This window comes from Flavobacterium gelidicaeli (assembly GCF_013294005.1).
GTDB lineage: Bacteria > Bacteroidota > Bacteroidia > Flavobacteriales > Flavobacteriaceae > Flavobacterium.
This window is the reverse complement of the sequence record NZ_JABSNK010000014.1, coordinates 53214-73284: the sequence shown is the minus strand read 5'-3', so window position 1 is coordinate 73284 and position 20071 is coordinate 53214. Positions and strand designations below refer to the sequence as shown.

Annotated in this window: 12 protein-coding genes and 1 rRNA gene; 4 read left to right on the top strand and 9 right to left on the bottom strand. The window is 33.8% G+C overall.

All coding sequences use genetic code 11. The annotated features are described in order from the left end of the window. Together rrf and pafA are read left to right on the top strand one after the other, a co-directional pair. Positions 1 to 92 (top strand): 5S ribosomal RNA (gene rrf, locus HNP99_RS15725); the annotation flags it as partial. A gap of 283 nt (positions 93 to 375) precedes the next feature. Then, positions 376 to 1989, top strand: coding sequence for an alkaline phosphatase PafA (gene pafA, locus HNP99_RS15720; RefSeq protein WP_173854400.1), 1614 nt, complete (start codon positions 376 to 378; stop codon positions 1987 to 1989). Between the two features lie 61 nt (positions 1990 to 2050). Here the strand turns inward: pafA and lysA are convergent, their stop codons facing one another. From lysA to gltB, 3 genes are all read right to left on the bottom strand, one after another. After that, a complete protein-coding gene (gene lysA, locus HNP99_RS15715) occupies positions 2051 to 3268 on the bottom strand; it encodes a diaminopimelate decarboxylase (RefSeq protein ID WP_173854399.1) in 1218 nt (405 codons plus the stop codon). Positions 3269 to 3575: 307 nt separating this feature from the next. Continuing rightward, positions 3576 to 5030, bottom strand: coding sequence for a glutamate synthase subunit beta (locus HNP99_RS15710; protein WP_173854398.1), 1455 nt, complete (start codon positions 5028 to 5030; stop codon positions 3576 to 3578). 2 nt (positions 5031 to 5032) lie between these two features. Then, the gene (gene gltB / locus HNP99_RS15705) at positions 5033 to 9553 is read right to left on the bottom strand and encodes a glutamate synthase large subunit (RefSeq protein WP_173854397.1); all 4521 of its coding nucleotides are present in this window, start codon (positions 9551 to 9553) and stop codon (positions 5033 to 5035) included. A gap of 440 nt (positions 9554 to 9993) precedes the next feature. On the opposite strand from gltB, the gene sucC reads away from it, so the two are divergent. Continuing rightward, positions 9994 to 11187 carry an ADP-forming succinate--CoA ligase subunit beta gene (gene sucC, locus HNP99_RS15700; RefSeq protein ID WP_173854396.1) on the top strand — a complete coding sequence of 398 codons (1194 nt, stop codon included), beginning with the start codon at positions 9994 to 9996 and terminating at the stop codon, positions 11185 to 11187. Between the two features lie 101 nt (positions 11188 to 11288). Here the strand turns inward: sucC and HNP99_RS15695 are convergent, their stop codons facing one another. The 4 genes from HNP99_RS15695 to HNP99_RS15680 all read right to left on the bottom strand — a co-directional run bounded on the left by HNP99_RS15695 (position 11289) and on the right by HNP99_RS15680 (position 14353). Further along, positions 11289 to 11948 (bottom strand): NAD(P)H-binding protein, encoded by a 660-nt coding sequence (locus tag HNP99_RS15695; RefSeq protein ID WP_173854395.1) that lies wholly within the window; start codon positions 11946 to 11948, stop codon positions 11289 to 11291. A gap of 3 nt (positions 11949 to 11951) precedes the next feature. Beyond that, a complete protein-coding gene (locus tag HNP99_RS15690) occupies positions 11952 to 12416 on the bottom strand; it encodes a DUF1456 family protein (protein WP_173854394.1) in 465 nt (154 codons plus the stop codon). Positions 12417 to 12480: 64 nt separating this feature from the next. Further along, a complete protein-coding gene (locus HNP99_RS15685) occupies positions 12481 to 13491 on the bottom strand; it encodes a dipeptide epimerase (protein WP_173854393.1) in 1011 nt (336 codons plus the stop codon). Between the two features lie 61 nt (positions 13492 to 13552). Further along, positions 13553 to 14353: an alpha/beta hydrolase gene (locus HNP99_RS15680; RefSeq protein ID WP_173854404.1), complete on the bottom strand. Its 801-nt coding sequence runs from the start codon at positions 14351 to 14353 to the stop codon at positions 13553 to 13555. A 55-nt stretch (positions 14354 to 14408) separates the two neighbouring features. On the opposite strand from HNP99_RS15680, the gene HNP99_RS15675 reads away from it, so the two are divergent. After that, positions 14409 to 14810 carry an excinuclease ABC subunit B gene (locus tag HNP99_RS15675; RefSeq protein WP_173854392.1) on the top strand — a complete coding sequence of 134 codons (402 nt, stop codon included), beginning with the start codon at positions 14409 to 14411 and terminating at the stop codon, positions 14808 to 14810. Here HNP99_RS15675 and uvrB read toward each other — a convergent pair. Together uvrB and HNP99_RS15665 are read right to left on the bottom strand one after the other, a co-directional pair. Next, positions 14807 to 16798 carry an excinuclease ABC subunit UvrB gene (uvrB, locus tag HNP99_RS15670; protein ID WP_173854391.1) on the bottom strand — a complete coding sequence of 664 codons (1992 nt, stop codon included), beginning with the start codon at positions 16796 to 16798 and terminating at the stop codon, positions 14807 to 14809. The two genes, HNP99_RS15675 and uvrB, sit on opposite strands and share 4 nt — an antisense overlap. Positions 16799 to 16923: 125 nt before the next feature. Further along, positions 16924 to 20064, bottom strand: a complete 3141-nt coding sequence (locus HNP99_RS15665) for a TonB-dependent receptor (protein WP_173854390.1) — start codon at positions 20062 to 20064, stop codon at positions 16924 to 16926. Between the last annotated feature and the right edge of the window lie 7 nt (positions 20065 to 20071).

Below are 20071 nucleotides of genomic sequence, written 5' to 3'. Positions count from 1 at the left end.
GGGGCTCACCTCTTCCCATCCCGAACAGAGTAGTTAAGCCCGCCTGCGCAGATGGTACTGCAGTTATGTGGGAGAGTATGTCGTCGCCTTTCTTTAAAAACCCCTATCCTTATCGGATAGGGGTTTTTTGTTTTAAATTAATGATGCAGTTATGTGGGAGTCCTCCTGAAAACTCTATTGATTAACTGTGGATCGTGCCTTTTTTTAAGAAAAAGTTGTCCAATCTGAAGTTTTTTTGTTTTAAATTATTTTCATCGAAGTATATGAATGTTTAATATTATGTTAAATCAATTTGGTTATTTGTCATTATAACCGTATATCTAAATCAGTTTGTTCATTAATGCTTATTTTTGTATTCAAAAAATAAATTTAAATATGAAAAAACTGATTTTGTTTTTGGCTGTTATTATTATGTCAAATTTACAAGCACAAGAAAGACCTAAACTGGTTGTTGGTATTGTTGTTGATCAAATGAAAATGGAATATTTGTACCGTTTTTCTAATGATTTTTCTAATGATGGTTTTAAAAGACTCATGGGAAATGGGTATACATTTCAAAATATGCACTACAATTATATGCCAACTTATACTGCTCCAGGTCATGCGTCTATATACACAGGGACTACACCTGCAGTTCACGGAATAGTTAGTAACGAATGGTTTAGTAGAAAATTAGGTAAAGATGTGTATTGTACTGATGATGCTAGTGTAAGTACTGTAGGTGATGGAACTAAAGAAGAAGGAGAAATGTCTCCTAAAAATCTATTGACAACTACGATTACTGATGAACTTAGAATGGGTACTAATTTCCAAGGTAAGGTTATTGGGTTAAGTCTAAAAGATCGTGGTGCTATTTTGCCAGCAGGTCATTTTGCTAATTGGGCATTCTGGTATAGTAAAACTGGTTCTTTTATTTCGAGTACTTTTTATGGTGAAAAGTTGCCTGATTGGGTTCAAAAATTCAATGATGAGAAACATTATATGCCTTACATTAATAAAGGATGGGATTTATTAAAACCAAAAGCTACTTATAATGAAAGCTTAGAAGATAATAACCCTTACGAAGGAAAACTATACAATAGTATTGCTCCTGTTTTTCCTTACGATTTAAAGGATATGTATGCTAAAAATGATGCTGGGGTATTACGCTCAACTCCTTTCGGGAATAATTTGTTGGCGGAATTTGCCATGAAAGCAATAGAAAAAGAAGAACTAGGTAAAGATAATATTACTGATTTCTTAACGGTTAGTTTTTCTTCTACAGATTATGTTGGTCATTTACTAGGACCGAGATCTATGGAATTACAGGATACTTACTTGCGTTTAGATCAAACTATTGCTGATTTTTTGAATTATTTAGATAAAACTGTTGGTAAAGATAATTACTTATTATTTTTAACAGCTGATCATGCTGGTGCGGAGAATGTAAATTATTTAAAAGATCATAAGTACAATGTGAATAGTATAAGTCCAAAAGATATTAGAAATAATCTAAAAGATTTTTCTATGAAGACATTTGGTGTTGATTTGGTTTTAAATTATGGTAGTTTTAATTTATTTTTTAATAAAGATATTATTAAATCTAAAAATCTTGATTTTAACGTAGTTAAAGAAGCCTTTAAATCTTATTTAATGACGCAAGATTACGTAAAAAGAGTCTATACAGAAGACGAGATCTTACATTCTAATGGGAATGACTATTTCTTGAACTTTATTGCTAAAGGATATGATGTGACTCAAAATGGTGATTTGATAATTCTTGATAAACCGGGTTACATTGAATATCAGGGTACTGGAACTTCTCATGGAACTACTTATACTTACGATACACATGTTCCTGCCATTTTCTATGGTTGGCATATTAAAAAGGGGGAATCTTTTAATAAAAAAGAAATTACTCAAATTGCACCAACGATTGCTCAAAAGATTAAAGTTTCTTTTCCTAATGGTACAGAAGCTCACGTTCTTGAGGAAGTATTGAATGATTAAATTTAGATATAAAAAAAGGTGTATTTTGTAAAAATACACCTTTTTTATGTTTGCTTATCAACTAAACTTTTTTTGCTAATGGTAATGGAATTTGGTTTTTTAATAAATCTTCAAATGTTTCATGGGCACGAATTAAGTGACCTTGACCATTCATCCACAATACTTCAGCTGGTTTGTATCTTGAGTTATAGTTGGAGGCCATAGAGTAACAATATGCTCCAGCATTTCTAAAACTTAAAATATCGCCTTCTTTTATTTCGGGTATTCTTCTGTTGTTTGCAAAGGTATCTGTTTCGCAAATATATCCTACAACTGAATAAAAACGCTCTTTTCCTTTTGGGTTAGATATGTTTTCTATATGATGTTGTGAACCGTATAGCATTGGACGAATTAAATGGTTAAAACCGCTATCAATTCCTGCAAATACTGTTGATGTTGTTTGCTTGATCACATTCACTTTTACAAGAAACTGCCCTGCTTCACTTACTAGGAATTTTCCTGGTTCGAAAATTAACGTTAATTCTTTTCCGTATTCAGTACAAAATGCATTGAACCTTTTGGATAATTTTTTTCCTAATTCTTCAATATCTGTTTCGATATCGTCTTTTTTGTAAGGGACTTTAAATCCGCTTCCGAAATCTAGAAATTCTAGATTTTTGAAATTTTTAGCTGCATCAAATAAAATTTCGGCAGCATATAAGAATACTTCAATATCTAAAATATCAGAACCTGTGTGCATGTGCATACCTACAATGTTCATTTTAGTATTTTCAACAATACGAACGAGGTGTGGTAATTGGTGAATTGAGATTCCAAATTTACTATCAATATGTCCTACAGATATATTCGTGTTTCCACCTGCCATAACGTGTGGATTGATACGAATACAAACAGGAACATTAGGGTGTTTAGTGCCAAATTGTTCTAATATCGACAAGTTATCAATATTGATTTGAACTCCCATTGCATTTACTTCTTCAATTTCTTCAAGAGAAACACCATTTGGAGTATAAAATATTTTTTCAGGGTCATATCCTGCGTGTAATCCTAATAAAACTTCTTGTATGGAAACCGTATCAAGACCTGAACCCATTTCTTTTAATAGTTGCAATATAGCAACGTTAGATAATGCTTTCATGGCGTAATTGATACGCAACTTTTCAACTTTAGAAAAAGCTTTAGTTAATCTATTGTATTGTGATTTTATTTTTTCGGCATCATATACGTATAAGGGACTGCCAAATTGTTCTGTTAGTTGAAGTAAGTCTTTTGATTGCATGGTTATTATTTTTTAGCAAATTTATTATACTTTATTTGTTTCCACAAGCGATTGAATGAATTCTAACAAAATATAACAAAAAGTTATGAATTTAACAATAAGTATTTTTTTATGTGTGTTATTTCTTTTGGGTAAGGGATGGAAGCGGATAGCCCACAGTCGCTGGAGTTTTTACGAAAGCGACGAGGACTTGAAGCGTACAGCCCGACCATGCGGGAACGATAGTGGATGCATGGGTACCCCCAAATAAAATGGCTGCCTAAATATACAATTTGGCAGCCATTTTTAACTTATTTCATTTTTTTAATTATAAACTGGGTAAATCACCAGTACCTTTTGTAGGTAAATTTGTTGATCCCATCAAATATAAGTCGACTTCACGAGCAGCTTCACGACCTTCAGAGATTGCCCAAACGATCAATGATTGTCCGCGACGCATGTCACCGGCTGCAAAAATATGCGGTATATTAGTTTGATAATTTGTTGCTTTATAATTGCTCCTCATATCTGTTTGTAAACCTAATTGTTCGCTTAATGTTTTTTCAGGTCCTGTGAATCCTAAGGCTAGTAATGCTAAATCACATGGCCATATTTTTTCGGAACCTTCTTTTTCTATTAATTCAGGTCTTTGCCCTGGAGTTATTTTCCAAGCTACTTCAACAGTCTTTAAACCTACTAAGTCTCCTTTATCATTTGCGATAAATTCTTTAGTATTGATTAACCAGTTTCTGTTACAGCCTTCTTCATGAGAAGAAGAGGTTTTAAGTTGTAAAGGCCAATAAGGCCAAGGTGTTGTTTCGCTTCGACCTACTGGAGGTTTTGGCATGATTTCAAAATTAGTAACTGATTTTGCACCTTGTCTATTTGAAGTTCCCACACAGTCAGATCCTGTATCTCCACCACCAATTACGATAACATCTTTGGCTGTTGCTTTTATTTGGTTAGGAATTTCTTCCCCATAAAGGACTTTAGTTTCTTGAGTTAAAAAGTCCATTGCTTGAACCACTCCGTTTATTTCAATTCCTTTTGTAGGTAGGCTTCTTCTCTCTGTAGCACCACCACATAAAACGATTGAATCGAATGTATTTAATTGGTCAACACTATAATTAAAACCTACATTTACATTTGTTTTGAATGTGATTCCTTCTAACTCTAGAATTTTTACTCGCCTGTCGATGATTCCTTTTTCTAATTTAAAATTTGGAATTCCGTAACGTAGTAATCCACCTATTGCATTGTCTCTTTCAAAAACAGTTACTGTATGTCCAGCACGATTTAATTGCTGTGCAGCTGCTAATCCTGCAGGTCCAGAACCAATTACGGCTACTGTTTTCCCTGTTCTCATTGCAGGAGTTTGTGGTTTTATCCATCCTTCTGCAAAACCTCTTTCAATAATGTTTTTCTCAATATTTTCGATAGCAACAGGTTCTTCAATTATTCCAAGTACACATGATTTTTCGCATGGTGCTGGGCATAATCTACCAGTAAATTCAGGAAAGTTATTAGTAGATTGTAAAATATCTAATGCACTTTGCCACTCATTTTGGTATACCATGTCGTTAAAATCAGGAATTAAATTCCCTAATGGACAAGCACTGTGGCAAAATGGGATTCCGCAATCCATACATCTTGCTCCTTGTTCTTTAATTTTATCTTGCGGTAGCGGGATCGTAAATTCGTTGTAATTAATTACACGTTCCGGTACTGCTATATTGCTTTCGTCTGTTCTATCGTATTCTTTAAATCCGCCTATCTTTCCCATAACTATGCTGTTGCTATTAGTTCTTCAATTTTCTTTTCTTCTGCTAATCTCTGTAATGCAATTTTATAATCTCTAGGCATTACTTTGACAAAATGTTTCTGTTGGTTTTCCCAATCTTCTAAAATTCTTTTTGCTAATGGACTATTAGTATACATAGAATGGTTTTTAATTAATCGTCTTAATTTGATTAAATCATCTTCTTCTAATGTTTCTAAAGCGACCATTTCCATATTGCATAAGCCATTTTCAAATTGTTTCTTTTCATCAAAAACATAAGCAACACCACCGCTCATTCCAGCAGCAAAATTCCTTCCAGTTCTTCCTAAAATAGCCACAGTACCTCCAGTCATGTATTCACAACCGTGATCTCCAATTCCTTCTACAACGGCAGTTGCACCTGAATTTCTAACACAAAAACGTTCTCCCGCCATACCATTAATGTAAGCTTCTCCCGTAATGGCACCGTAAAGTGCTACATTTCCAATAATGATATTTTCTTCAGGTTTAAAAGTAGCGGTTGGTGGAACTTTGATAATTAATTTTCCTCCAGAAAGTCCTTTTCCTAAATAATCATTACAGTTTCCGTGAATTTTGAAAGACAATCCATTAGTTGCAAACGCACCAAAACTTTGACCTGCAGAACCTTCAAAATCGACTAATATTGTATCTTCGGGTAATCCTTGTGCTCCATATATTTTAGAGATTTCGTTACTTAAAATAGCACCTACAGAACGGTCTGTGTTTTTAATTTTAAAGTTAACTCTAGTTTTCTCTTTTCTATATATCGAGGGGATTGCTTCTTTTATAATTGCAAAATCCAATACGTTTTCTAATGCGTGATCTTGTGTTGTTGTATTGTGATTGGGAACAGTTTTAGCTTTTTCTGGTTTATAAAGAATAGTAGATAGATCTAAACCATTTGCTTTATAATGTTTAATTGCTTTATTAACGTTCAATTTTTGTGATTGACCCACCATTTCTTTCAAGGTTCTAAAACCTAGTTCAGCCATAATTTCTCTTAGCTCTTCAGCAATAAAATACATGAAGTTAATAATATGTTCAGGTGTACCTTTGAAGTTTTTTCTTAATTCAGGATCTTGAGTTGCAATACCTACTGGGCAAGTATTTAAATGACACGCTCTCATCATGATACAACCAGAAGCAACAAGTGGAGCTGTAGCAAAACCAAATTCTTCTGCTCCAAGCAATGCTGCAATGGCAACATCACGACCCGTTTTAAGTTGGCCGTCACATTCTAATACAACACGACTTCTTAAATCATTTAATATTAGGGTTTGTTGTGCTTCGGCTAAACCAAGTTCCCATGGTATACCTGTATGTTGCAATGAAGTTAATGGTGCAGCACCAGTTCCTCCATCGTAACCAGAAATTAAAATCACATCCGCTTTTGCTTTAGCAACCCCAGCAGCTATTGTTCCTACACCAACTTCTGAAACTAATTTTACGTTGACACGTGCTTCACGATTGGCATTTTTTAAATCGAATATTAATTGTGATAAATCTTCAATCGAATAAATATCGTGGTGTGGCGGCGGAGATATTAATCCAACATAAGGAGTAGAATTTCTAACTTTTGCTATCCAAGGCACTACTTTTTCACCGGGTAATTGACCACCTTCACCTGGTTTTGCACCTTGAGCCATTTTTATTTGAATCTCTTTGGCACTTGTTAAATAATTGATAGATACTCCAAAACGACCAGAAGCTACTTGTTTAATAGCGCTGTTTTTTGAATCCCCATTTACTTCTTTCTGAAAACGTTTAGGATCTTCTCCACCTTCTCCAGAGTTACTTTTTCCACCAATTCTGTTCATTGCTATAGCTAAATTCTCATGAGCTTCCTGGCTAATAGATCCATAAGACATGGCACCAGTTTTGAATTTTTTTACAATTTCTGTCCAAGGTTCTACTTCATCTATAGAAATTGGATCCAAATTATTAAATTCGAACATTCCGCGTATCGTCATCAAATTAGCACTTTGCTCGTTGACCATGTTTGAATATTCTTTGTAGCTTTCAGGACTGTTTAAACGTACTGCTTGCTGCAATTTAGCGATTGTAGTTGGGTTAAACATGTGTTTTTCACCGTTTCTTCTCCATCGGTAAATACCTCCAATTTCTAAAGGTAATAAACCTGCAATTTTTGAGTTTGGAAACGCTTTTTGATATCTGAGTTTAATTTCTTTCTCTAATTCCATTAAACCAATACCTTCAATTCTAGAGGGAGTATATGGAAAATATTTAGTAGAGAATGTTTTGTTTAAACCTAAAATTTCAAATATCTGTGCAGCTCTATAGGAATGCAAAGTTGAAATTCCAATTTTATTCATGATTTTCAGAATCCCTTTTGCAATAGCTTTATTATAATTTGTAATGGCATAATCAGGATCAATACCTGCAATATGACCTTGAGCAACTTGATCGCGAATGATTTCGTTTACTAAATAAGGGTTAATAGCACTCGCTCCGTATCCAAATAATAAAGCAAAATGATGCGGCTCACGTGGCTCAGCAGATTCGATTATGATTCCGAATTTTGAACGTACCTGTAATTTATTTAAGGAATGGTGTACATAAGAACAGGCCAATAACATAGGTATTGGGGCCATTTCTTCACTTACGCCTCTATCCGAAAGGATTATAATATTGTAGCCTTCATTAACTGCTTTGTATGTTGCTTGAACACATTTTTCTAACGCACGTTCTAAACCATTTACTCCTTTTTCTATTTTGTATAAAGTAGAAATCGAGATGGATTTAAAATCAGGATGATCAATATGTTTTATCTTATCTAAATCTTCTTTTGAAATTACGGGATTTTGAATTTTAAGTTTTTTACATTGTTTAGATTCTATTTCAAAAATATTAAAATCACCTCCAACAGCAAGGCTAATATCCGTAATTATTTCTTCACGAATACCATCTAATGGTGGATTTGTAACCTGAGCAAATAATTGTTTGAAATAGTTATATAAAAGTTGTGGTTTGTCAGAAAGTATGGCTAACGGAGTATCATTCCCCATAGAGCTAATTACTTCGGCTCCTTTTGACCCCATTGGGTTGATTGTAGTTTTTAAATCTTCAAGAGTGTACCCAAATAAACGTAATCTTGTTTCATAATCCAATTTTTCTGTTGGATTCTCATTATTAGTATAAGGTACTTTGGCTAATGGTAGTAAATTTTCATTCAACCACTGTCTGTAAGGACGCTTAGTAACAATAGAATTTTTAATTTCGTCATCTTCTATAATGCGACCTTCGTTCATGTCTACAAGAAACATTTTTCCAGGCTCAAGACGACCGTGTTGCACGACATCTTCAGGGTTTACATCAAGTACGCCAATTTCTGAAGACATGATTACAAAACCACTTTTTGTTAATGTATAACGAGATGGACGCAATCCATTTCTATCTAATAATGCTCCAATAACATTTCCATCTGTAAACGGAATAGAAGCAGGGCCATCCCAAGGCTCCATGATACAAGCATTGTATTCATAAAATGCTTTTTTCTCATCAGACATGGTTTGGTGTTTTTCCCAAGCTTCAGGAACCACCATCATCATAGCTTCAGGAAGCGAACGACCAGTCATTAATAACAACTCGATGACCATATCCATAGAAGCAGAATCGGATTTTCCTTCTAATATAATAGGAAACATTTTTTTTATGTCTTCGCCAAATATAGGGCTCTCCATGAGCTCCTCGCGAGCACGCATTCTACTAATGTTTCCACGAAGGGTATTGATTTCCCCATTATGACACATGTACCTAAACGGCTGCGCTAGTTCCCATGAAGGGAATGTATTGGTAGAAAAACGTTGGTGTACTAATGCCAAACGAGTAACTACATCAGTATCTGATAAATCAGTATAATATCGACTGATATCCTCTGGCATTAATAGCCCTTTATATATTATTGTAGTAGTAGATAAACTAGAAAAGTAAAACTTGTGGCTTTCAGAAATTTTAGAATCTCTAATGGCATGTTCTCCTATTTTTCGGGCTGCAAATAATTTGGCATTAAATTCTTGTTCAGTTAATTCTAAGCCATTCTTACTTATAAATACTTGTTTTACTGTTGGTTCTTTTTCAGCTGCAATTTGGCCTAAGTTACTTACATCAACAGGAACATCTCTCCATCCAATCACTTTTAAGTTTTGATCTGTTACTGCCTTCTCAAATGTTTTTTTGCAAAAGTCAACTTGGTTTTTCTTTTTTGGTAAGAAAAGCATTCCTACAGCATATTCTCTTGTTTCTGGAATTTCAAAATCACATACTTTTTTAAAAAAGTTATGAGGGATGTCAAAAAGGATTCCTGCACCATCACCCGTTCTTCCATCTGCACTTACCGCTCCACGATGTTCTAATTTTATTAAGATATCGAGGGCTTTATGAATAATATCATTCGATTTTATTCCGTTTAAGTTACAAATAAATCCTGCGCCACAGTTGTCATGTTCAAATTCTGGCAAATAAAGGCCTTGTTCTTTAACTTTCATGCTCTATATTTTTTTTATACAAAAATAAAGTTTTCGTTAAACATAATGCATTGAAATAGGTTAAAAGCCTTTATTTTTACACTTATAATAGAAAAAGGTTTAATAAATGATAATAATAATTTTTAGCTATAGTTGCATTGCCAAATTGATAATCGCTTTTTATTAAGAACCTAGTTTAGCGCTATGATAGGATGTTTTTGATGGTTTTAGATAAAAAAATCAATCGTTATAGTTGTTTTTTAAACCACTTTATAAATGCTAATTTTGTAAAAAAGCACTCTTTCAAGTTTGATGAAATTGTAAAATAAAAGCTGTAAAATAAATAATAGCAGATAAGATCTTTTAAATAAAGAAAAAGATTTCTCTGTTTAGATGAATTTTGCTATTTTTGTACCACTTATATTCTGAAATAAATTCAGGATTCAGACAAATTCTATATTATGAACATACACGAATATCAAGGAAAAGAGATTTTAGCTAGCTACGGAGTTCGCATTCAACGTGGAATCGTTGCTAATAATGCAGTTGAAGCTGTTGCTGCTGCAAAACAATTAACTACTGAAACGGGAACGAGTTGGTATGTTGTTAAAGCACAAGTTCATGCAGGTGGACGTGGTAAAGGTGGTGGAGTTAAACTTGCCAAAAATTTAGCACAACTTGAAGAGGTTGCAGGTCAAATTATTGGTATGCAGTTAGTTACTCCTCAAACTTCTGCTGAAGGTAAAAAAGTACACAAAGTTTTAGTTGCTGAAGATGTTTATTATCCTGGTGAATCTGAAACTTCAGAATTTTATGTATCTGTACTTTTAAACAGAGCTACTGGTCGTAATATGATTATGTATTCTACTGAAGGTGGAATGGATATTGAAGAAGTTGCTGAACATACTCCGCACTTAATTTTTACTGAAGAAGTTGACCCATCTGTAGGTTTACAAGGTTTTCAAGCAAGAAGAATTGCTTTTAACTTAGGTCTTTCAGGGAATGCTTTTAAAGAAATGGTAAAATTTATCGATGCTTTATATAATGCTTACATTGGATCTGATGCTTCAATGTTCGAAATTAACCCAGTATTAAAAACATCTGACAATAAAATTTTAGCTGTTGATGCTAAAGTAAATATTGATGATAATGCTTTATACAGACAAAAGAAATATGCTGAGATGCGTGATATTCTTGAAGAAAATCCAATCGAAGTTGAAGCTAAAGAAGTAGGATTAAACTACGTAGATCTTGATGGTACTGTAGGATGTATGGTTAACGGAGCTGGATTAGCAATGGCAACTATGGATTTAATTAAGTATGCTGGTTTTGAGCCTGCTAACTTCCTAGACGTAGGTGGAACTGCTGATGCAAAACGTGTTGAAACTGCTTTCCGTATTATCTTAAAAGATCCTAACGTAAAAGCAATTTTGATTAACATCTTTGGAGGTATTGTTCGTTGTGACCGTGTGGCACAAGGAGTTGTAGATGCTTACAAAAATATGGGTGACGCTATTAAAGTACCAATCATTGTTCGTTTACAAGGTACTAATGCAGCAATTGCAAAAGAATTAATTGATAATTCAGGAATGCCAATCTTATCTGCTGTTGAATTTCAAGAAGCAGCTGATCAAGTAAAAGCAGCACTTTCTTAATTAGAAAAGTCATATATATTAAAAAATCCTGAGTGTGAGCTCAGGATTTTTTTGTTATTATACTATCGAATAAAAAAACAAAGTAGCGAAATAGTTATTAATTACGGATTTGCTATTGCTTCAATTTCTGCTGAATTGTATATTTTGAATCCTGAGATTTCTTTTTGAGCAATAAGTTCTAACGCTTTTGCTACAGTCATACTTTGAATAGGTTTGTAATTTTTTAGTTTTCCAATGAATAAAAAGGAGAAGGTCTTCATTAAAAAACCGCCTATTTTTTCTCCAAATCTAAATTCTTTACGATCTCCTAAGAGTAGTGATGGTCTAACGATGGTTATACCTTTAAATGGAGTAGCTTTAAGAAAGTCTTCTATTTCGCCTTTAGTCTTCAAGTAAAAACTATCCGATTTTGAATCAGCACCCATAGATGAAATTAGCAAAAATTGTTTCACACCATTCTTAGAAGCTAAAGTGGCAAACTGTTTTGGATATTCAAAGTCTACTTTTTTAAAGGATTCTTTGCTTCCTGCTTGTTTTATAGTTGTACCTATAGTGCAAAAGAAATCGTCTCCTTTAATACTATTTTCATAAGTTTCGGGCTTGTCAAAATCAATAATCTTTTCAGATAATTTGGGATGCTTAATACCTGTATCTGCCCTGTTAAAAGCGATTACCTTTTCATAATCAGTATTATCCAAAAGATTTTGTAATAGTTGAGCACCAATTAAACCAGTGCTTCCTATTATTAAAGCCGTTTTCATTTGTTATGCTTTTTTATTTTTCCCAAAATTAAATTTCACTTTTTCCACAACTTGTGTTTTGTTGTTTCCTTTAGGATATTGTTTTTTGAAAGGTTTTTTAGCTGTACTAGATTCTGAAGGACTTTGATCACCTCTAGACTTTTCGTCATCTCTAGGTTTTGCTTTAAATTCAGTTCTTTCCTTAGTAGATGCTTTTGCAGGAATCTCAGCTTTGTGCTTTGCTAAAACAGCATTAGGGTTTTTTGGATTCTCTTTTGTTCCTCTTAAATGAATTACTAATGCATTCAAAAAGTTACGCAAAACTTGGTCACCACATTCCATGTAGTTCTCATGTTTTTCATCACGGAAAAAAGCTCCTAATTCTGATTTAGTTATTCTGAAATCTACTAATTCCAAAATTTCAACTATTTGATCGTCACGTAGCATTAATGCCACACGCAATTTCTTAAAGATATCGTTATTTGTCAAGGTGTTATGTTTTTTTACAAAGGTACGTTTTTATATTAATTTGAAACGAATTAAAAATGGTGTTTTATAATAAGACAACGCCAGTTCCATCATGATCAGCATAGCTTACTTTTCCGTAATTAAGTGTTACTCCGGTTGCAATATATTCTTCTAGTAACAGTGCGCCATCCATATCTACATAATCCAATTGAGGCAGTAAATGCGCAATTGCTGAAATACCTACAGTAGACTCAGTCATACAACCTACCATAGTTTTAAGTCCCAATTTTTTTGCTTCCTCCAGCATTCTTCTAGCAGGAGTTAATCCGCCACATTTCATCAATTTGATATTAACACCATGAAAATGATTGTGACATTTAGTAATGTCTTCTTCAACTATGCAACTTTCATCAGCAATTATGGGTAAAACAGTGTGTTTAAAAACCTCTTTATGACCAATCCAGTTATCCGCTTTTAGGGGTTGTTCTATGAATTCTACACCTAATTCTTTTAAAATTACAGCGTTATTGATTGTTTCTTCAATTCCCCAACCGCAATTTGCATCGACTCTAAAAACGGCTTTAGTGTGTTTTCTTAATTCTGTTATGATTTCGATATCCTCTTTTGTACCTAATTTTATTTTATATATAGGCCAAGGGAGTTCCTTCATTTTTTTTACCATTTTCTCTACAGAAGCTATACCAATAGTATAGTTTGTCAACGGATTGTCTTTGATAGAATAGTTCCAATATTCATATAGTTTTTGTTTTCTTTTACGAGCGTACAAATCCGTGTAAGCCATGTCAAGTGCACAAAGCGAGAAGAGATCCTCTTTTAAGTAAGGGTGCATTTTTATCCAAAATTCTTCTGGAGTTTCAGTGCCAGATGATTCAATTAGAAGTTTGATTTTATTTAAATTCGCTATCATTATTGGCACCGTAATATTGTAATATGGATTAGCCGTAGCCGCTCCATAGCCAGTAAAACCATCACCTGTTAATACTACAATCAATGAAGGTTGCACATCAATCGAAACTCGTGAAATTGTAAAGGTGTGTTTTAGTTTTAGATCGTATGCTTTTAATTGAAGTTTCATAATTAATATAGGATAAATAGTTTTGAGTATAAAATAGTCTTTAATAAATATAGTAAATTACTTAATATCCTAGCCATAAAAGAGTGTTAGTAAAATTTTCACGCCATAATTTTTCATTGTGTTGTCCCCCTTTGATAACTTTTGATGTTAATTGACTTTTTCTTTTAATTTTAGACTGAAGTAAAAGTGCCATTTTTTGCATATCTTGAACCATATCATCACCTTCGTTAGCACCACATAGTAAATAAATTTTTGTCTTTATATCTTTAGTTTTTTCCGTATCAGAATAGATTTGATCTGAAAACCAAAAGGACGGAGAGAATATTCCTGCTTTACCAAATACATTGGGGTATTTTAAGATAGCATAGTAAGAAACTAAACCTCCAAGAGAACTTCCCATTATTAGTGTATTTTTACGATTACTTTTTGTTTGATATGTATTGTCTATTTTTGGTTTTAATGTATTCACAATAAAATCAAGATAATTATCTGCATTTCCGCCTCCATATTTTTGATTTTTATAGGGAGTTAATTCAGTTATGCGTTTTTCATTACCATGTTCGATTCCTATAACAATTATTTCAGCGTTCAAACTGTCTAATTTTTCATCTATATTCCATTCTCCAGCGTATGCAGTTTTTGCGTCAAATAAATTTTGAGCATCATGCATGTATAAAACTGGAAATTTTTTTAGGGAAGTAGCATAGTTTTTTGGGAGGTAGACCCAAATCTTCTTTTGAGTATGTAATTGTGGTGCTTCAATTATGAAAGTACTCATCTGTTTCGACTTTGTTATATTTTGGGATATGTTTTTACTTGTTAGAAAAAAAAATATAAAAAACAGCCAAAATTGTTTAATCATCATTTGTTCTTGGGTTTTAGTATTAAAAACGATATTTTAGCTAAAAAAATATATAATGGAAACTTACGAAGAAAAAAAGAATTTAATTCTAGATATGATCGCCTTTTCAACTGAAGATGGTGTTTTGCCAAAAAAAGATTATGATTTTCTATTTGTTATTGCCAATGCACTAGATTTAGAAAAAGGAGATTTCAATAATTTATTTCTTTTAGATTTACCAAAAATTACTGCTAAAACAGGTTTTAGACGCATGCAGCAGTTTTATCGTTTGGCATTTTTAATGCACGAAGGAAAAATACTGAATACAAATGAGTCGAACACAATTCACCAAATTTCTATTAGTATGGGGATTAATCCCGATGCGACTAAAAAAGTACTTAAAAAGATAGAAAAGGCACCTAATACAGTAATTACACCTGAAGCGTTACAAAAAATTTACAAAGAATTTCACGACTAGTTTAATTGCTTTTGCAGATTTTTAATCTCATCACGTAATTTTGCTGCTTGCATAAAGTCTAATTCTTTAGCTGCTTTTTCCATTGACTTGCGCTTTTCTCGAATTAATTTGTCAATTTCGGGTTTTGATAAGTATAGGTTTTCGGGTTCAGCAGCTGCGGCTAGTCCACGGCCTAATTCTTGTTCAATCAACGGACTTTTGATAAAAGCACTTTCTATTTTCTTGTTCAGTGCTTGAGGAACAATGTGGTTTTTAGTATTGAAATTAATTTGTTTTGTTCTGCGATAGTCGGTTTCGTCTATCGTTTTTTGCATGCTGGCTGTTATTTTGTCTGCATATAAAATTGCTTTTCCGTTTAAGTTACGAGCAGCACGACCAATTGTTTGCGTAAGCGAACGATGACTTCTTAAAAAACCTTCTTTATCAGCATCAAGAATTGCGACTAAAGAAACCTCAGGTAAATCAAGTCCTTCACGAAGTAAATTGACACCAATAAGCACGTCAAAAAGCCCTTTACGTAAGTCTTGCATGATCTCAATACGTTCTAAAGTATCGATATCAGAGTGAATGTAGCGACAACGTATATTGACTTTAGTTAAGTATTTAGCTAATTCCTCAGCCATACGTTTAGTTAACGTAGTTACTAATACACGTTCGTCTAATTCACAACGTACATGAATTTCTTCTATAAGATCATCAATTTGGTTTAAACTTGGGCGAACTTCGATAACAGGGTCTAATAATCCAGTAGGACGAATCACTTGCTCTACAACTACACCATCAGTTTTTTGTAGCTCATAATCAGCTGGAGTTGCGGAAACATAGATCACTTGGTTTTGCATTGCTTCAAATTCGTCAAACTTTAAGGGGCGGTTGTCCATTGCTGCAGGGAGTCTAAAGCCATATTCAACTAAATTTTCTTTACGGCTACGGTCACCACCATACATTGCATGTACTTGTGATAAGGTTACGTGACTTTCATCAACAACCATTAAATAATCTTTTGGGAAATAATCCAAAAGGCAAAAGGGCCTTGTTCCAGGGAGTCTTCCGTCTAGATAACGAGAGTAATTTTCGATCCCTGAACAATATCCTAATTCCCGTATCATTTCTAAATCGAAATTTGTTCTTTCCTCTAATCTTTTTGCTTCAAGCGGTTTTCCTATTTCCTTAAAATAATCCACTTGTTTAACTAAATCTTGTTGGATATCCCAGATTGCGCCTTGTAATACATCTGGAGAAGTCACAAACATATTGGCAGGATATATAGTTAGTTTTTCGAATTTTTCAATTACTTCAGCAGTTGTAGCATCAAATGATTCAATTTCTTCAATCTCATCACCAAAAAAGTGAATTCTAAAAGCGTCGTCAGCATAACTAGGGTACACTTCAACAATATCTCCTTTTATTCTAAAATTACCCGGAGTAAAATCAACTTCCGTTCTAGAATACAAACTTTGTACTAATTGGTGCAATAATTTGGTACGTGAAATCACCTGATCCCTTTCAATTTCAATCACATTTTTCTGAAATTCAACAGGATTTCCAATACCATACAAACAAGAAACAGAGGCCACAACCAGAATATCTCGTCTGCCTGAAAGTAGGGAAGAGGTGGTGCTTAAACGCATTTTTTCTAACTCTTCGTTGATAGACAAGTCTTTTTCGATAAAAACCCCAGAGACGGGCATAAAAGCTTCGGGCTGGTAATAGTCGTAATAAGAAACAAAATATTCCACAGCATTATTTGGGAAAAATTGTTTGAATTCAGAGTACAATTGTGCCGCCAACGTCTTGTTATGTGCAAGAACTAAAGTAGGCCTTTGTACTTCCTGAATGACATTAGCAACGGTAAATGTTTTACCAGAACCGGTTACTCCTAATAAAGTTTGGAATTTTTCACCATCTTCAATTCCTTGACTTAATTTATCAATGGCTTGTGGTTGGTCTCCTTTTGGTTGATAATCTGATACTACTTGAAAATTCATTTTTTATAAAGGGCAAAGTTTTAGAAACACAAAGTTACGAAGTTTAAAATCAATCTTATCTTAAGAAATAAACAAAAAAACCACCACGCGAACATGATGGTTTAGATGAAATAAATAATTTTTTATTAGAAACTTAAACTTAATCTGGCAAAAACAAATCTTCCGTTTTGTCCAAATTGAGAAGTGTTTCTAGAGTATGTAAATTGATTTCCATTAGACAAATCGATAGTTGCTGTTGTTGGAGAATAAATAACATTACCATTAGAGTCAACTCCAGATGCTCTTGAAGTAATTGTTTGCGGGCCTAAGTTTCTAGATGGATAAACATCAAAAATGTTATTGGCACCAACTACAACTTTAGTAGAATTGGATATTTTATAACCTACTGATAAATCAGTGATTACTCTTGCAGACCAAATTGGGTGTTCGTTTTCAACTGCTTGATCATTTACTACGATAGCATTGATTATTCCGTCTCCATTTGCGTCTGCAATGTTTGGATCAGTAACTTGACCAAAATAAACGTTTCTCAAGAAGAAATCGAATTTTTTAACTGTTAACGAGTTTGTTAGGTTTGCTTTTGCTCTTGGTACAGCTTCTTCAAGATATACTCTACTAGATTCTGAGAAGTATCTGTTGGTTTGTCCATTGTCTTCCAAGATTTGTGAACCGTGAATATCGCCAACTTTTCTTGTGTTTGATATTGTTCCTGATAAATCTGTTTTTAATGTTAATCCATTTCCAACAGAAGCTTTATGACTAATTACAATATCGATACCTTTTGATTCTGTGTCAATTGCATTAGCAAAAAATGTTGCTGCTGTTGCGTTTGCTGTATCAAAAAGATTTTGCAAATCTCTTTGTGTAGTTCCAGTAGGATAAAAATAATTTGGTGCAACACCACCATTAGCAGTTGATAAACTAGGCCTAGAAAATTGATCAGTTAAGACTACTCTGTCGTTAATTTTTACGAAATAAGCATCAGCAGTTATAGTAAGTTTCGCTTCAGGAATTTTAGCAGTAAAACCAATACTTGCACTTTGAGACTCTTCTTGTTTTAATTGTGGAATTCCTAATAATTTTGCAGCTGGAGAGTCGTTACTAAATGTTCCAACTTCAAATGGCACACCTCCTACAAATTGTGTAGCAGTTGAATTAAAATAAATCTGGTGTAAAGAAGGCGCTCTAAATCCTGTAGAAACCGCTCCACGCAAATTAATATTATCTGTTAACTTATAACGAGTTGCTAGTTTATAGTTAGTCGTTCCTCCAAAATCAGAATAGTTTTCATAACGTAAAGCACCGTTTAATAACCATTTGTCTGTTACATCATATTCTAAGTCAGCATATACTGCACCACTACTACGGCTTTTGTCAACGGCATTAGCAGGTTTAAATCCTGGAAATACTTGAGCTCCTCCAGCTCTTTGTCCGTTGTAGGCAGTAGTTGCTGATCCGTAAATGGCTCCAGCGTAACCACCTAATACACCGTTGTAAAAATCTGTTACTTTTAAATTAGTAGCTGTTGTTCCGGTTACAACATCACCATTAATATCGTATTGATTGTATGAGTCAGGTTCTCCAGCTTTAATTTGAAAATTCTCATGTCTGAATTCCGCTCCAAAAGCCACATTTAATTTGTCAATTTTTCTTGAAATATCAAAATTAGTTGTGTTTTGAGAGAAAGCCAATCCACCAGCATCAAATTCTGTAGGAGAGCTTTCTCTCATTGAAGAGTTTAATGTGTTTTCGATATTATAATCAAATCCGTTTCTACCAAAAGTATTACTTAAATCAAATTTCCAATCTTTAAAAATGTTACCTCTAAGACCAGCTGCTGCAGAAATATCGTTGATTGTAGAATGAATTTCAGGTAAAAAACCATTAGCATATAAAGCCGTGTATGTTCTAGATTGATTAGGTTTTCTATAAAAACCTGCCGCTTCACCTGTTCTATGACTAGTGCCTCCAAAAGCGTATAACTCTAGGTTGTCATTGATAGGGTAAGCAGCATTAACGAAAAATTGTGCACTTTGTAATGACGATTGTCCTACTTTCATATTGAATGCACTTCTTTCTAGTTTTCTATAAGCTAACTCTCCTGTGGTAGCATCAAAGTTTAATGCCGTTTGCATGGCTCCAATTGTTGTAGCATTATTGATATCCGATAATTGTGTCGGTGTAAAATAACTGAAGTTGGCTGGTGTAGCGAATGTTTTTATTGTCGTTAGGATTTGATCTGAATTCGGGGTATTATTGATATTGCCCCATAAAGCATTGATATTGGTACCAGCTTCAGAAGCTCTTTGCTCAATGGCATTGAACGCACTAAATAAATTACCTGTTGCATCTTTTGCTCTACTGGTTTGTCCTCTTAATTGAAAACTTCCTGTTGCGTTGATAAAACTTTTTTCTTTACCAAGACCTGTACCATAATTCAAATCTATTTGAAGGTTGTTTCCGTCATTACCACCTCTGTGGTCGTTAGCGCCACTTGATAGTTGGGTTCCTCCTAATATATTTATATCAAATTTATTAGTTGCTTTTTTTGCATTTATGTTAATTACACCAGCTATAGCATCAGATCCGTATTGTGCAGAAGCACCATCTCTTAAAACTTCAATTTTATCAATTGCAAAAGCAGGAATCGCATTTAAATCTGTTCCTACAGATCCTCTTCCTGGTGACCCATTAATATTTACAAGTGATGAAGTATGTCTTCTTTTTCCGTTTACCAAAACTAATACTTGATCAGGACCTAATCCTCTTAATTGAGCTGGGTCAATATGATCTGTTCCATCAGCTACTGTAGTGGTATTTGATGTAAACGAAGGTGCAACCATATTCAAAATTTGGTTTAAATTGGCTTGCGGTCCTTGAGAGGCAATATCTTTCATATTAATTACATCAATGGGTACCGTAGACTCTGTTACTGTTCTCGCAGTACTACGAGATCCTAATACTACAACATCTTGTAATGTTTCTCCACTTCCTGTCAAAGAAACATTTACTGTTGGTCCAGTAACTTTTATGAGTTTAGTTTCTAAACCTACGTAAGAAAATTGAAGTAAATCGCCCACTTTTGCCGTGATGGTATATTTTCCATCAAAGTCGGTTGAGGTGCCTTTTGTGGTTCCTTTTACCAGAACAGAAGTGCCTGGTAACGGACCGTTAGTATCGTCACTAACTACTCCTGATATTTTAATTTCCTGAGCGGTCAGTACGCTGCTGAAAATTAAGGTTAACATTAATAATAAATTTTTCATGGTTTTT